Consider the following 13,059-nt stretch of genomic DNA (forward strand, 5'->3'; position numbering starts at 1 on the left):
GGTGGGCCGCAGAACCGCCCCGCCGGACTCACGCCGGCAACGTGAGCCGCTGGCCCAGCCCACCGTCCACCGGCAAATCCGCTCCCGTCGTGAACGTCGCCTCGAACGCCAAGAACAGCACCGCCGCCGCCACCTCTTCCACCGTCGCGTGCCTCTTCAACGGCGTCACCTCGTCGCCCGTCTCCTTGAACGCCGCCAGCACCGAATCCGGCACGCCTGTCACTCCCATCGTCGGGGTGTCCGTGTAGCCCGGGCTGACCACGTTCACCCGGATCCCGCGCGGCGCCAGCTCGGCCGCGTACGTCAGCGCGAACGACCGGACCGCCGCCTTCGCCGCCGAATACGGGCCCATTCCGGCGATTCCCGCGCCGGCCGCCACCGATGTCGTGAACACGAACGATCCGCCCGGCCGGACCAAGCCCGCCAGCCGCTGGGCCGTGAAGTACGCGCCCTTCGCGTTCACGTCGAACGTCCGGTCGTAGATCTCCGGCGTCGCCTCCTCGTACGGCGTCAACGTGGCGAACCCTACGTTGATGAACACCAGGTCCACCGCCCCGAGCCGGTCGCGAACGACCGCGGCCAGCGCGTCGATGTCCGTCAGCGAGGAAGCGTCCGACGACAGCAAGTGCGCCCCCGGGACGTCCAGTCCCGAGACGTCACGGCCGGTCGCCACGACCTCCGCGCCGCCGTCCAGCAGCGCGCGCACCACCGCCAGACCCATTCCGTGCGTGCCGCCCGTGACGACCGCCTTCTTCCCCGAAAACTTCACCGGATCTCCTCGATGACACTCGCGATCGCGTGCGAACCGTGACCCGAAGCCACCGCGCGATCGAACAACTCCTGTACAGCCAAAGGAACTGACGCATCGATGCCCTGGGCGCGGCTCGTCTCCACCAGCAGCCCCAGCCCGGCCGCGTTGATGTCCAAAGCGGACACATCCGTTTCGTAGTCGCCGCTCGCCACCTGCGCACCGATGCCCGGCAGAAACCCGCCGACCGCCGAGAGCCACGACAGCGCCATCGGCGTGAACGTCGAAGGCGCCACGCCCTCCGTGCCGACCAGCGCCAGCGCGTGCAGGTACCCGGCCATCGTCGACCACATGATGCCCAGCAGCGCCAGGTCGTACAGCGCCGCCAGCCCGGCGTCCTCGCCGAGGAACACCGGCTCCCCCAGCACCGACAGCACGTCGCGGTGCGCGTCGAACGTCGTCGGCGAACCGCCGTAGAGGATTCGCGCGGCGGGCGTCCCGATGCCCTGCGGCACGGCCATGATCACGCCGTCCACGTACTCGATCCCCGCCGACGACGCCCACGACGCGGTCGCGCGAGCCTCCGCGGGCGTCCCCGAAGTGAGGTTGACCAGCACCTTCGGCGACGCGGCTTCCAGCACCGGCCGCTGACTGTCGTATGTGGACAGACAGCTGAGGACGACGTCCGCCGAGGCCGCCTCCGCAGGCGTCGCCGCGAGACGCGCGCCCCGATCCACCAGCGGCCCGGCCTTGAGCGGCGACCGGTTCCACACCACGACGTCGTGGCCCGCCCCCAGCAGTGCCCCGGCGAGGGCGGCGCCCATCCGCCCCAGGCCGAGCACGCCCACCTGTTCCTTGCTTTCTCCCATGGCGATCATGCTGCTGACGCGCTTTACGATGGACAAGTACCGACTAATAAGTCGGGTACCCACCAAAACGTAAGGATCCTGCATGCTGGCGAGAACCTACCGCTGCGGCCTGGACGCGGCGATCGACGTGGTCGGCGGCCGCTGGAAGGCCCTGATCCTCTGGGCGCTGCACGCCGAGCCGCTGCGGTTCGGCCAGCTGAAGCGGAAGGTGGCCGGGATCAGCGAGAAGATGCTCATCCAGGCGCTGCGGGAGCTGGAGGCGGACGAAGTCGTGCACCGCGAGGTGTTCCACGAGATCCCGCCGAAGGTCGAGTACTCGCTGACCGACCTGGGTCAGCGGCTGAACACCGCGCTGCTGCCGCTGGGCGACTGGGGCGAGGAGAACATGACCGGCATCGCGAAGCGCCGCGGCGTCACCCCGGCGCCCCCGCACACCCCTTCGGCGTGATCGCGACGGAAGTCCCTACGCCGTAACCAGATCCGCGCCGGTGAAGAACGTCGTGGCCGCCGACATCGCGTCGGCGTCGAGGAGCACGTCGCCCGGGCGGCTGCCGTTGCCCAGCAGCACCCCGCCCCAGCCCATCGCCAGGTACTCCGCGCACAGCTCCAGCGTGCCGATCAGCGGCTGGGCCTCACGCGCCGTTTCGCTCAGGACGCTCACGCCCCACAGCGTCTTGCCGCGCATCTTCGGCTTGAACTCGACCGGCAGCCGCATCCAGCCGGACCAGTAGTCCAGGTAGAGCTTCACGCTCGCCGCGACCGAGTACCAGTACACCGGCGACACGATCACGATGTCGGTCGCCGCGAAGGTCGCGTCCATCAGCACCTGCTCGTTCTCGCCGGGCGCCGGGTGCGAACCGGCGCCGTGGCGGCGGTCCTCGAACGGCGGCAGCGGCAGCTCGGGCAGCCGGAGCCACCGCTGCTCGACGTCCGAAGGCAGCTCCTTCGCCGCGCGCCGGGCCAGCATCTCGGTGTTCCCGCCGGCCCGCGCCGCGCCGACCAGGAAGAGGAAGTTCCGCGTCATCGTCGATCCCCTCAGTTAGTTGCATGTACATATAAAGACTGCCCATGGACTATCCTGGCGTCAAGAGGAGGGCGGGAAATGACCGTCGACGAACAGTCCTGGGGACGCATGCTCGTGCTGCACGCCCGCATCGAGCAGGAGCTGAGCAAGGCACTGCAACGGCGCCACGGGCTCGGCCTGTCCGAGTACCGCGCGCTCGGCAAGCTGGTCGCGGGCCCGCGCGGCGGCCTGCGGATGCAGGAGCTCGCCGAGGCGATCGGGCTCAACCAGAGTTCGGTCAGCCGGATGTGCGCGCGCCTCGAAGACGCCGGCCTGACCATCCGCGACCTGTGCGAAGACGACCGCCGCGGCGTCTACTCGGTGATCACCGACGCCGGGCGCAAGCGCTACGCCGAGACCGAGCCGACGTATTGCGCGGTGCTGCGGACGGCGCTCGACAAGGCCGCGGGCGACCCGGAGCTGGCCGGCGCGGTCGCCGCCGTCCGCGGCGCTTGACCCGTATATGCCTCGATGGTTATATACAGGCATGCCCGCGAAACTGCTGACCGACGAGGACCGCCCCGCCCTCCGGCTGGAACGCCGGCTGAAGCACGCGCCCGAGCACGTCTGGCGAGCCATCACCGACCCCGCCGAACTCGAGCACTGGTTCCCGGCGAAGGTCGACGTCGAGCTGCGTGACGGCGGCGCCATCCGGTTCACCTTCCCCGGCGAGGACACCTCGACGACCGGCCGGGTCGTGACGGCCGACCCGCCGCGCGAGTTCACCTTCGTCTGGAACGACGACACCCTGCGCTGGCTCATCACCCCGGACGGCGACGGCAGCCTCCTGGAGTTCACACACACCTTCGGCCGCGGCGAGCCGGCGATCGCGAAGCTGGCCGCGGGCCGCACCGCCGCCGGCTGGGACGTCTGCCTCGACGCCCTCGACGCGCGCCTGTCCGGCCGCGACTTCGAGCAGCCGGAGGACTGGCACGGCCCGATGGCGTCCTATGTGGACGAATTCGGCCTCGGCTACGGCGAAGTGCTCGAAGACGGCACGATCCGGTTCCGCCGCGACCTCGTCTGGAAGCCGGTCGACGAGGTCCGCGCGCTGCTCCCGGACGAACCCGGCTGGCACGTCACCCAGGACCCCCTCGATGGCACGCGCGTCGAGTTCACCGAGGCGCCGGAAGCGGACGTCCCCGCTCAACTGGCTCGGCGGCACGAGCAGCTCGACAAGCTCTTCGCCGCGACGCACGGTGTCGAGCTGCCGGACTGGCCCGCCGACCGCGTCGAGGCCGTGAAGAAGCATTACGCGGAGCGTCCGACCCAGGGTTGACGCGCGGCGCGCGGGTCCCGCATTACGTTCGGTTCATGCGAATTCGCGTGGTTCTGGACGCGCTCGCGGTCGTGGTGCTGGCGTTCGGGGCCGGCGGGAACCTCGCTGCGGGGGCGTGGGCGCTCCCGCCGTGGCTGCCCGGGTGGCTGGGCTGGACGATCATGCTGACGAGCGTCAGCCCGATCCTGCTGCGGCGCTGGTGGCCGCGGCCCGCGTACGTCCTCTCCCTCATGCTGACCGCGGCGGCCATCCCGATCGGCGGGCCGGTGCTCGCGGTCGCCGTCGTGGGGGCCGGGTGCGCGCTCTACACGTTCGTCGTGGCGCGGGGCAGCCGGGCGTCGCGGGTCGGGTTCGTGGCCGGGCTGCTCGCGGTCGGCCTGCTCGGCGTCGCGGTGCCGAACCCGAGCGTCGCCACCACCGTGAACTTCGGGGTGTCGGCGCTGATCGTCGGGTTCGCGCTCGGCATCGCCGTCCACGGCCGCCGCGAATACGCCGCGGCCGAGCGGGAAAACCACGCGCGGGAAGCGGTTTCCGCGGAACGGCTGCGGATCGCGCGCGAGATGCACGACGTCGTCGCGCACAGCATGAGCCTGATCGCGGTGAAGGCGGCGGTCGGCAACCACGTCGCGCTGGAGCAGCCCGCCGAAGCGCGCGAAGCGTTGCGCGTCATCGAAGACACGAGCCGCGAGACGCTGGCCGAGCTGCGGCGGATGCTCGGCGTGCTGCGCGACGGCACCGGCGTCCCGGCCCTGGCCCCCGCCCCGACGCTCGACGACCTGCGCGCGCTGGCCGAACGCGCGGAGCAGGCGGGGCCCGCGGTCGACCTCGCCGTCGACGGGCTCGAGGAGCTGCCGGGCGGCGTCGGCCAGTCGGTGTACCGGATCGTGCAGGAGGCGCTGACCAACGTGGTCAAGCACGCGAGCGCGGCGACGTGCCGCGTCCGGGTGGCGGGGGCCGACGGCGAGGTGACGATCGAGGTCCGCGACGACGGCCGCGGCGGGTCCGCGACACCGGGCCACGGACTGATCGGCATGCGCGAGCGCGTCGCGGTCTACGGCGGCGAGTTCTCGGCCGGCCCGTGCGACCCGGGTTTCCGCGTGTTCGCCCGGCTGCCCTACGAGACGGCGGTGGCGTGATGACCCGCGTCCTGATCGCCGACGACCAGGCGTTGCTGCGCGGGAGTTTCCGGGTGCTGGTCGACAGCGCACCGGGCCTGGAGGTGGTCGGCGAGGCATCGGACGGCGTCGAGGCGGTGGCGCTGGCCCGGCGGTTCGCGCCGGACGTCGTGCTGATGGACGTGCGGATGCCGTCGATGGACGGCATCGAGGCGACGCGCCGGATCTGCGCCGCGTCGGAGGTCCGGGTGCTGATGCTGACGACGTTCGACCTGGACGAGTACGTGTACGCGGCGTTGCGCGCGGGCGCGAGCGGATTCTTGCTGAAGGACACGCGGCCGGCGGACCTGCTGTCGGCGATCTCGATCGTGGCGTCCGGCGAGGCGCTGTTGGCACCATCGGTGACGCGGCGACTGGTGGCGGAGTTCGCCCGGCTGCCGACGGGGCCGGTGAAGCGTCTTGAGGGGGTGACGGCGCGGGAGCAGGAGGTGCTGGCGTTGATCGCGCGCGGGTTGTCGAACGACGAGATCGCGGCCCGCCTGCACCTGGGGATCGCGACGGTGAAGACCCACATCGGCCGGTTGCTGCACAAGCTGGCGGCGCGGGATCGGGCACAACTGGTGATCGCGGCCTACGAGTCCGGCCTGGTGAGGCCCACGACGTCGTGAACCGGCCGGGGACGTTGCCTACGCCACACGCGAAGTGACTAGCAAGTAGCTAAGCTCCGGTGCCATGAGCAGTGCGACGGAGCCGCTCGGGACGCCGCCCGAGGATGAACCGGACATCCACACCACGGCCGGCAAGCTGGCCGACCTCTACCGCCGGTACGACGAGGCGGTGCACGCGGGCTCGGCCCGCGCCGTGGAGAAACAGCACGCCAAGGGCAAGAAAACCGCCCGCGAACGCATCGAGCTGCTCCTCGACGAGAACTCCTTCGTCGAGCTCGACGAGCTGGCCCGGCACCGCTCGACCAACTTCGGCCAGGAGAAAAACCGGCCCTACGGCGACGGCGTCGTCACCGGTTACGGCACCGTCGACGGCCGGCCCGTCTGCGTCTTCAGCCAGGACGTCACCGTCTTCGGCGGCAGCCTCGGCGAGGTCTACGGCGAGAAGATCGTCAAGGTCATGGACCTGGCGATCAAGACCGGCCGCCCGATCATCGGCATCAACGAGGGCGGCGGCGCGCGCATCCAGGAGGGCGTCGTCTCGCTCGGCCTCTACGGCGAGATCTTCAACCGGAACGTCAAGGCGTCCGGCGTCATCCCGCAGATCTCGCTGATCATGGGCGCCAACGCCGGCGGGCACGTCTACTCCCCCGCGCTGACCGACTTCGTCGTGATGGTCGACGAGACCTCGCAGATGTTCATCACCGGCCCGGACGTCGTCAAGACGGTCACCGGCGAGGACGTCACCTTCGAGGAGCTCGGCGGCGGCCGGACCCACAACACGAAGTCCGGCGTCGCGCACTACCTCGGCAACGACGACGAAGACGCCATCGCCTACGTCAAGGAACTGCTCTCCTACCTGCCGCAGAACAACCTCTCCGACGCGCCGGTGTTCGATCCACCGGCCGAACGGCCCGGCTTCTTCGACGACGTGACGGACTCCGACCGCGAACTCGACACGATCATCCCGGACTCGCCGAACACCCCGTACGACATGCACGAGGTGATCACCCGCGTGGTCGACGACGGCGAGTTCCTCGAGGTCCACGAGCTGTTCGCGCCGAACATCCTGGTCGGCTTCGGCCGCGTCGACGGCCAGTCGGTCGGCGTCGTCGCCAACCAGCCGACGCAGTTCGCCGGCTGCCTCGACATCGACGCCTCCGAGAAGGCCGCGCGGTTCGTCCGCACGTGCGACGCGTTCAACATCCCGGTGCTCACCTTCGTCGACGTTCCGGGCTTCCTCCCCGGCACCGACCAGGAGTGGAACGGCATCATCCGCCGCGGCGCGAAGCTGATCTACGCCTACGCCGAGGCCACGGTCCCGCTGGTCACGATCATCACGCGCAAGGCGTACGGCGGCGCGTACGACGTCATGGGGTCGAAGCACCTCGGCGCCGACATCAACCTCGCCTGGCCGACCGCGCAGGTCGCGGTGATGGGCGCCCAGGGCGCGGCGAACATCGTCCACCGCAAGACGCTGGCCAACGCGGCGAACGAGGGCAAGGACGTCGACGCCCTGCGCGCCGAGCTGATCCAGGAGTACGAGGACACGCTGCTCAACCCGTACGCGGCGGCCGAGCGCGGGTACGTCGACTCGGTGATCGTGCCGGCGCACACCCGCGGCCACGTCGCCCGGGCGCTGTCGCTGCTGCGCAACAAGCGCGAGTCGCTGCCGCCCAAGAAGCACGGGAACATCCCGCTGTGAGCGACGAAAAGCCCTTGCTGAGGGTGGTGCGAGGAAACCCGAGCGACGCCGAACTGGCGGCGCTGACGGCGGTCGTCGCCGCGGCTTCGGCCGCGAAGGCGCCGGAGAAGCCGAAGCCGCGTACGTCGTGGTGGGGCGATCACGCTGCTTCGCTGCGTCGACCGCTCCACCCCGGCGAAGGCGCTTGGCGCGCTTCGGGGCTTCCCGGCATCTAACACGGGCAGGACGGCCCCTCCGTACAGACTCACGGCCCGCTTGACAGGAGTGCATCAACTCCTGCCAAGCGGGCCTTGTTGTACACTCGTTTGAGGATTATTAAATCTCACGAGGGCGGCGTAGCCTAGCCCTGAAGATGTACTCTCCCGACTGACAAGCCCAGATGGATCGATGTGAGACAGTTTGAACCAGATTAGCAACATAGAGGTTTCAGAAGAAGCACTTGCACGCATCCGACTGCTTCAGGCGGCCTGGCGAGCGACCGAACGTGAGGTCATCGACCGGCTGCTAGACGCCTTCGCCCAGCCTCGGCCGGTCTTAGCCCACAACGAACGCGACCAAAATGAACTCGAGGTCCACTCGAGCTACGAAGGCCAACTCATCAAAGGCACTTTCGACAGGCGGACAAGCAGCCTGCGAGTCGAAGACGGACCACTCGCGGGCCAATCGTTCAAGTCCCCAAGCGGGGCAGCCATGGCCATCGTGCGCCACCTGAACCCCGATGTGCACAGCAATCGCAACGGCTGGACCTTTTGGACAGTCACGAACACCGGCTACCCGCTGCAGTCCGTGAGACCGGAAGCGCCACGGAGAACGACATGAACGACCTGGCCGACGCAGCAGTCACGATAACGATCGCAAGCGTCTCGTACTCCGCTCTTCGACTTGCGGTTTTCGGCTACATCGTCCGGCAAGGGCAACGCAAAGCGCCGCCGGAAAGCCAGGTCAAACTCATTGAAGCCAGCGCGCGACTTGGCACTCGACTGCCTGACTCCGGCGCCTCCAGGCTGTGGACCCACTTCCGCCGCCGCCGCTGACTCTTAGACGACGTCCAGGAACACCGTCGGCACCTCGTTGTCCCGCACCACCCGGCCCAGCAGCGCCGCGAGCCGGTCGCGGTCGGACGTGGGCAGGCCCGACGCCAGCTCGTCCACGCGCCGGCACGTTGCCGCGTAGAACTCCTCCGCCAGGTCGCGGCCTTCGTCGGTCAACACCACGTGCACCGCGCGGCGGTCGTCCGGGTCGGGCTCGCGGCGGACGAGCCCGCGCCGGACCGCGCGGTCGACCAGGCCCGTCAAGCTGGACTTCTCGAGGCCGAGCGTCCCACCGAGATCGCCCATCCCGTACGGCCGGCCCATCAGCACGCACAGCAGCTGCCCTTGCTGGACGGTCAGCCCGTACTCGCGGGCCGACTCGGCGTAGACGGCGTTCACCAGGAACGACGCCCGCACCAGGCCGGCCACCACGCCGAGGTCCTCCCCGTTCTTCCCCATCGCGCCAGCCTACTTCGCGACGGCTTCCCGCACGGCGGGCACGATCTCCTCGGCCCAGCGCGCGGCCGACACCGCGTCGGGCGTGCTGCCGCCGGGGCCGAAGAGGACGAACCCGGCGGCGGCGTGCTCCAGCACCGCGCCGGTCAGCTCCTCGATCCACTGGTCCGGCGAGCCACCGATCCAGCGGCCGTCTTCGGTGCGGGTCTTCGCCAGCGGCGCCTCGGTGATGCGGCCGGGAAAGTTGTAGACGGTGGCGATATCGGCGGGATCGCGCCCGGCGTCGACGGCGGCCTTGTCGATCAGCGGACGTGACGTGCGAAAGCGCTCGCTGAGCCAGTCGGCGGCGTGGCCGGGCATCCACCCGTCGGCGACCCGCCCGGTGACGGCGAGGGACTTCGGCCCGACAGACCCGGTCCACACCGGCGGCATGGCTTCTTTCGCCGGTGCCAGGTCGGTGACCTGGTAGAACTCGCCGTCGAAGGTGACGGGGTCGCCGCCTCCGCCGAGCATCTTCACCAGCCGGATGCCCTCTTCGAAAGCACGGACGGCCTGGCCGGGGGTCAGCTTGGTGAACCCGAGCCGCGCGATGTCGTCCCAGAGCCCGCCGACCCCCATGCCGAGCACGATCCGGCCGCCGGTGAGCGCGGACAGGCTCGTGATGGTGCGCGCGAGCATCGGCGCCGGGCGCGTCGGCAGGTTGGTGACGCTGACCAGGCCGGAGATCCGTTCGGTGCGGCCGAGCAGGACCCCGATTTCGGCGTACGCGTCGAGCCGGTCCGCGTGGTAGGGGTGATCGGAGACGGTGAGCAGGTCCAAGCCGGCGCGATCGATCTGGACGGCGAGTTCCAGGGTGCTCGGGACGGCGGCGACCGCAGTGGACACGCCGATGCCGAAGTGCGTCATGGTTCCTCCCAGTGGTAGTTCGTGATACGAACTTACCATACATAGTTCTTAGCACGAACTACTAACTGTCTGCCCCAGTCGCGGACTCTTAGACCGCCACTTGCCGACGTGCTCGCATCACCAACGCTTCGGCACTCCGGCCTGCTCGCTTGAAGTCTTCGGATGTGGCGGACGTGTGGCTGTAACCAGCCTTGGTTTTCAAGGAGAGGAGCGCGCGCAGAGCCCGGCTCGCGTCCTTGTCCACCTTGGCGAGCAGTTCGACCGCGTCGTTGTGACTGTCGCCCTGCGCGTGCTCCCCCAGACCCGCGCAGCACAACGCGTCGGCGGCGGCAATCCCCGCATGCACGCAAAGAGTCACGTAGGCGTCCCCGATCTCACCGGAGTCCTGCTCGACGGCGAGGTCGCGCACCATTCCGGCCACTTCCCAAAATTGTTCCGCCTTCGCCAAGCGGCCACGCAGGACATCGGGACCACATCTCTTCGTTCGCACTTCAGCTCTTCCTCTTCCGGATCTGCCCGGACAGCCAGGCGTGCCGGCCCGCCACGGTGAGACCGTCGCGCACCACATCGCTCAGCACCGGCTCGTCGCGGCCGCGAGCCGCAACCTCGGCCACGGTGAATTCGAGGATCCGGGCGTCGTTGCCCGTCCACCGGGAAACATCGGCAGCCAAGCCGTCGACCTGAAGGCCCCAGTGATCTTCGTCGACGTCGTCGGGCCGGACCAGCAGGAGGTCGATATCGCTCTCGGCGTTCATGGAACCGCGCGCAGCCGAGCCGAACATCGCCGCGTACCGCGGCCGCGGTTTCCAGGCCGCCAAAGCGGCTTCGATCCGTTCGAGCAGCTTTCCCCGCAATCCCGCCAAGCCGGTGATGTACTCCGCGGCGAGGTGGTCCCGATTGAACCGGTAAGCGAAAGCGTTGCCCACCCGGTCGGCGTGCACGACACCCTGGCGCACCAACCGCTGCAAGACTTTCCGGATTCCCTCTTCCGAATGCCTGCCCAGAACCCGATGCAGCTGCCCGGTCGTGTACGTCCCCTCGAAGCCGGCCAGCATGGCGAGCACGTCGCCGTCAAGGGTCGGGGTCACCGTGGCCATCGGCCGGTTCAGCTCCATCACACCACCCGTACTTTAGTACGCTTAGACCAATTATAGTACAGGTTCGTTCGGCCGGATATTCGGTTTCGCCCCGGCGCCGCGGCCGCTAACGTTGCTCTCGCCCGGTGCGGCGGTGAGGGTTACTTCTCTGGTATCCCTTGGGTTCGACTCCCGAAAGCCTTCACCACTTCGATCTCGGGCACCGCACTCCCGGTGCGAGCACGACCTCGGGAGTCACGGCTTCACCGATGCCCGGTGCGCAGGCGAGGGTTACTTCCACTCCTGATGGGCGGGTCGGGGGTTCGAATCCCTCCCGGACCACGTGGTCCGGTAGCTCAGCTGGCAGAGCAGCAACGTACCTTCACCGACTTCGATCTCGGGCATCGCTGTGGCCGTGACTCCCTCCGAAAACAGGGGGAGAAATGAGCAAGTTCAACACCGCCCGCGCGCCCGCTGCGACTTCACCCGTCCGCAGCGAGGCGCCCGGTGTCACCTACGAGAGTGGCGCCGGTTACGCGCGCGACGCCCGGTCCGAGCTCTTCCTGCTCGCCGTCACCAACATGGTCGGCGAGCACACCTTCTACGAGTCCGCGAACGCGCGCGACACGCGCTTCACCGCGCTCGTCCACACCGCGACGCTCGAGGATCCACAGTGGACCGCGCGGTTCCTGCGCTGGCTGCGGTCCGAGGCGAACCTGCGCACCGCGTCGCTCGTCGGCGCGGCCGAGTTCGTCAAGGCTCGCCGCGACGCCGGGCTCGAGGGGTTCGGCCGGCAGGTCGTCGCCGACGTCCTGCAGCGGGCCGACGAGCCCGGGGAACTGCTCGCCTACTGGACTTCCGTACACGGCAAGAACATCCCGAAGCCGGTCAAGCGCGGCGTCGCCGACGCGGCGCGGAAGCTCTACGACGAACGTTCCAACGTCAAGTGGGACTCGGCGGCGCGGGCGTTCCGCTTCGCCGACGTTCTCGAGCTGACGCACCCGGCCAACCGCGACGCCGCCCAGGGCGCGCTGTTCAAGCACGTCCTCGACGAGCGCCACGACCGCGGCAACCCGCTCCCGGACACGCTGAACGTGCTGCGCGCCCGCGCCGAGCTGACGGCGTGGGACGCGCCGCGCCGTCGCGAGCTGTTCGCGCGGCCGGACGCGGCGGACGTCCTGCGTGCGGCGGGGATGACGTGGGAGTCGGTCGCCGGCTGGCTGCAGGGTCCCCTGGACGCGCGCGTCTGGGAGGCGCTGATTCCGTCCATGGGCTACATGGCGCTCCTCCGCAACCTGCGCAACTTCGACGAGACCGGCGTCTCGGACGAGGTCGCGCAGCGGGTCGCCGCGAAGCTCGCCGATCCGGCGCAGGTCGCGAAGTCGCGGCAGCTGCCGATGCGGTTCCTCTCCGCCTACCGGGCCGCGCCGTCGCTGCGGTGGGCGTGGGCGCTGGAACAGGCCATCGCGCACTCGCTGGCGAACGTTCCGGAGCTGCCCGGCCGGACGCTCGTGCTCGTCGACACCTCCACGTCGATGAACATGGGCTTCAGCCGCGACGGCACCCTGCTGCGCTGGGACGCCGCCGCGGTCTTCGGGCTCGCTGTGGGCCGTCGGTGCGCCGAGGCCGACGTCGTGTCGTTCTCGGACCGGCTGCTCGGCGGCACGCGCACCAAGACGTTCAAGCTGCGGCCCGGCGGGTCGCTGCTGAGCGACGTCGAGCGCTGGAAGTCCGGCGGGTTCTTCCTCGGCGGCGGTACCAACACCGCCGGCGCGGTGCGGAAGCACTTCGCGCGGCACGACCGCGTCGTCATCCTCACCGACGAGCAGGCCGGGGACGGTGACGTCGGGCGGGCGCTGCCGGCGCACGTGCCGCTGTACACGTGGAACCTGGCGGGTTACCGGTTCGGTCACGCGCCGTCCGGGGTGCCGCACCGGCACGTCTTCGGCGGGCTGACCGACCAGGCGTTCCGGATGATTCCCCTGCTCGAGGCGGGGAGGAACGCCGACTGGCCGTTCTGAGAGAAGCCGCGGAGGCCCCCATGACGGGATCATGGGGGCCTTCGCGCTGTGTACGGACCGTCACAGAGTTGGCCGTCGACCGGAGACTGGTCTGCGCCGTATAGTCCACGTGGAATAACCGACCT

General features: G+C 69.6%; 16 protein-coding genes and 1 tRNA gene. 10 read left to right on the top strand and 7 right to left on the bottom strand.

Annotated elements, in window-relative coordinates; genetic code table 11:
- Nucleotides 1-28 precede the first annotated feature (28 nt).
- Nucleotides 29-769, bottom strand: coding sequence for an SDR family oxidoreductase (locus tag ACIQWX_RS00865; RefSeq protein WP_400863795.1), 741 nt, complete (start codon nucleotides 767-769; stop codon nucleotides 29-31).
- Nucleotides 766-1,617, bottom strand: coding sequence for an NAD(P)-dependent oxidoreductase (locus ACIQWX_RS00870; protein WP_400863798.1), 852 nt, complete (start codon nucleotides 1,615-1,617; stop codon nucleotides 766-768). The genes ACIQWX_RS00865 and ACIQWX_RS00870 overlap by 4 nt, the downstream gene beginning before the upstream one ends.
- A gap of 82 nt (nucleotides 1,618-1,699) precedes the next feature.
- Between ACIQWX_RS00870 and ACIQWX_RS00875 the strand changes: the two genes are divergently transcribed.
- On the top strand, nucleotides 1,700-2,065 hold the full coding sequence (locus ACIQWX_RS00875; protein WP_400863801.1) for a winged helix-turn-helix transcriptional regulator: 366 nt from the start codon (nucleotides 1,700-1,702) through the stop codon (nucleotides 2,063-2,065).
- 15 nt (nucleotides 2,066-2,080) lie between these two features.
- Here the strand turns inward: ACIQWX_RS00875 and ACIQWX_RS00880 are convergent, their stop codons facing one another.
- The gene (locus tag ACIQWX_RS00880) at nucleotides 2,081-2,641 is read right to left on the bottom strand and encodes a flavodoxin family protein (protein WP_400863803.1); all 561 of its coding nucleotides are present in this window, start codon (nucleotides 2,639-2,641) and stop codon (nucleotides 2,081-2,083) included.
- Between the two features lie 78 nt (nucleotides 2,642-2,719).
- On the opposite strand from ACIQWX_RS00880, the gene ACIQWX_RS00885 reads away from it, so the two are divergent.
- The 7 genes from ACIQWX_RS00885 to ACIQWX_RS00915 all read left to right on the top strand — a co-directional run bounded on the left by ACIQWX_RS00885 (nucleotide 2,720) and on the right by ACIQWX_RS00915 (nucleotide 8,478).
- A complete protein-coding gene (locus tag ACIQWX_RS00885; protein WP_400863806.1) occupies nucleotides 2,720-3,136 on the top strand; it encodes a MarR family winged helix-turn-helix transcriptional regulator in 417 nt (138 codons plus the stop codon).
- Between the two features lie 31 nt (nucleotides 3,137-3,167).
- A complete protein-coding gene (locus tag ACIQWX_RS00890) occupies nucleotides 3,168-3,959 on the top strand; it encodes an SRPBCC family protein (RefSeq protein WP_400863809.1) in 792 nt (263 codons plus the stop codon).
- A 35-nt stretch (nucleotides 3,960-3,994) separates the two neighbouring features.
- Complete coding sequence (locus tag ACIQWX_RS00895) at nucleotides 3,995-5,095, top strand: sensor histidine kinase (protein ID WP_400863812.1); 1,101 nt, start codon at nucleotides 3,995-3,997, stop codon at nucleotides 5,093-5,095.
- Nucleotides 5,095-5,742: a response regulator gene (locus ACIQWX_RS00900; protein ID WP_400863815.1), complete on the top strand. Its 648-nt coding sequence runs from the start codon at nucleotides 5,095-5,097 to the stop codon at nucleotides 5,740-5,742. The genes ACIQWX_RS00895 and ACIQWX_RS00900 overlap by 1 nt, the downstream gene beginning before the upstream one ends.
- Before the next feature lie 64 nt (nucleotides 5,743-5,806).
- Nucleotides 5,807-7,444, top strand: a complete 1,638-nt coding sequence (locus tag ACIQWX_RS00905; protein WP_400863818.1) for an acyl-CoA carboxylase subunit beta — start codon at nucleotides 5,807-5,809, stop codon at nucleotides 7,442-7,444.
- Nucleotides 7,441-7,659 carry an acyl-CoA carboxylase subunit epsilon gene (locus tag ACIQWX_RS00910; protein WP_400863821.1) on the top strand — a complete coding sequence of 73 codons (219 nt, stop codon included), beginning with the start codon at nucleotides 7,441-7,443 and terminating at the stop codon, nucleotides 7,657-7,659. The genes ACIQWX_RS00905 and ACIQWX_RS00910 overlap by 4 nt, the downstream gene beginning before the upstream one ends.
- 600 nt (nucleotides 7,660-8,259) lie before the next feature.
- Nucleotides 8,260-8,478 carry a hypothetical protein gene (locus tag ACIQWX_RS00915; RefSeq protein WP_400863824.1) on the top strand — a complete coding sequence of 73 codons (219 nt, stop codon included), beginning with the start codon at nucleotides 8,260-8,262 and terminating at the stop codon, nucleotides 8,476-8,478.
- Nucleotides 8,479-8,481: 3 nt separating this feature from the next.
- Here the strand turns inward: ACIQWX_RS00915 and ACIQWX_RS00920 are convergent, their stop codons facing one another.
- The 4 genes from ACIQWX_RS00920 to ACIQWX_RS00935 all read right to left on the bottom strand — a co-directional run bounded on the left by ACIQWX_RS00920 (nucleotide 8,482) and on the right by ACIQWX_RS00935 (nucleotide 10,952).
- Nucleotides 8,482-8,934: a MarR family winged helix-turn-helix transcriptional regulator gene (locus ACIQWX_RS00920; protein ID WP_400863827.1), complete on the bottom strand. Its 453-nt coding sequence runs from the start codon at nucleotides 8,932-8,934 to the stop codon at nucleotides 8,482-8,484.
- Nucleotides 8,935-8,943: 9 nt separating this feature from the next.
- Complete coding sequence (locus ACIQWX_RS00925; protein ID WP_400863830.1) at nucleotides 8,944-9,837, bottom strand: LLM class flavin-dependent oxidoreductase; 894 nt, start codon at nucleotides 9,835-9,837, stop codon at nucleotides 8,944-8,946.
- Nucleotides 9,838-9,925: 88 nt separating this feature from the next.
- Nucleotides 9,926-10,285, bottom strand: a complete 360-nt coding sequence (locus ACIQWX_RS00930) for a hypothetical protein (protein ID WP_400863833.1) — start codon at nucleotides 10,283-10,285, stop codon at nucleotides 9,926-9,928.
- Nucleotides 10,286-10,328: 43 nt separating this feature from the next.
- Entirely contained in the window at nucleotides 10,329-10,952 is a 624-nt protein-coding gene (locus ACIQWX_RS00935; RefSeq protein ID WP_400863836.1) for a nucleotidyltransferase domain-containing protein, read from the bottom strand.
- Between the two features lie 234 nt (nucleotides 10,953-11,186).
- Here ACIQWX_RS00935 and ACIQWX_RS00940 point away from each other — a divergent pair.
- Both ACIQWX_RS00940 and ACIQWX_RS00945 read left to right on the top strand, forming a co-directional pair.
- Nucleotides 11,187-11,255: transfer RNA gene (locus ACIQWX_RS00940), tRNA-OTHER, on the top strand.
- Nucleotides 11,256-11,356: 101 nt separating this feature from the next.
- On the top strand, nucleotides 11,357-12,934 hold the full coding sequence (locus tag ACIQWX_RS00945; protein WP_400863839.1) for a TROVE domain-containing protein: 1,578 nt from the start codon (nucleotides 11,357-11,359) through the stop codon (nucleotides 12,932-12,934).
- The last annotated feature ends 125 nt before the right edge of the window (nucleotides 12,935-13,059 follow it).

This window comes from Amycolatopsis sp. NPDC098790 (genome assembly GCF_044759945.1).
In the GTDB taxonomy this organism is placed as follows: Bacteria; Actinomycetota; Actinomycetes; order Mycobacteriales; family Pseudonocardiaceae; genus Amycolatopsis.

Coding starts and splice junctions, on each gene's coding strand:
- ACIQWX_RS00900 (WP_400863815.1), top strand. CDS start 5,095: ATGACCCGCGTCCTGATCGCCGACGACCAGGCGTTGCTGCGCGGGAGT.
- ACIQWX_RS00895 (WP_400863812.1), top strand. CDS start 3,995: ATGCGAATTCGCGTGGTTCTGGACGCGCTCGCGGTCGTGGTGCTGGCG.
- ACIQWX_RS00890 (WP_400863809.1), top strand. CDS start 3,168: ATGCCCGCGAAACTGCTGACCGACGAGGACCGCCCCGCCCTCCGGCTG.
- ACIQWX_RS00875 (WP_400863801.1), top strand. CDS start 1,700: ATGCTGGCGAGAACCTACCGCTGCGGCCTGGACGCGGCGATCGACGTG.
- ACIQWX_RS00905 (WP_400863818.1), top strand. CDS start 5,807: ATGAGCAGTGCGACGGAGCCGCTCGGGACGCCGCCCGAGGATGAACCG.
- ACIQWX_RS00915 (WP_400863824.1), top strand. CDS start 8,260: ATGAACGACCTGGCCGACGCAGCAGTCACGATAACGATCGCAAGCGTC.
- ACIQWX_RS00880 (WP_400863803.1), bottom strand. CDS start 2,641: ATGACGCGGAACTTCCTCTTCCTGGTCGGCGCGGCGCGGGCCGGCGGG.
- ACIQWX_RS00870 (WP_400863798.1), bottom strand. CDS start 1,617: ATGGGAGAAAGCAAGGAACAGGTGGGCGTGCTCGGCCTGGGGCGGATG.
- ACIQWX_RS00885 (WP_400863806.1), top strand. CDS start 2,720: ATGACCGTCGACGAACAGTCCTGGGGACGCATGCTCGTGCTGCACGCC.
- ACIQWX_RS00935 (WP_400863836.1), bottom strand. CDS start 10,952: ATGGAGCTGAACCGGCCGATGGCCACGGTGACCCCGACCCTTGACGGC.
- ACIQWX_RS00920 (WP_400863827.1), bottom strand. CDS start 8,934: ATGGGGAAGAACGGGGAGGACCTCGGCGTGGTGGCCGGCCTGGTGCGG.
- ACIQWX_RS00925 (WP_400863830.1), bottom strand. CDS start 9,837: ATGACGCACTTCGGCATCGGCGTGTCCACTGCGGTCGCCGCCGTCCCG.
- ACIQWX_RS00945 (WP_400863839.1), top strand. CDS start 11,357: ATGAGCAAGTTCAACACCGCCCGCGCGCCCGCTGCGACTTCACCCGTC.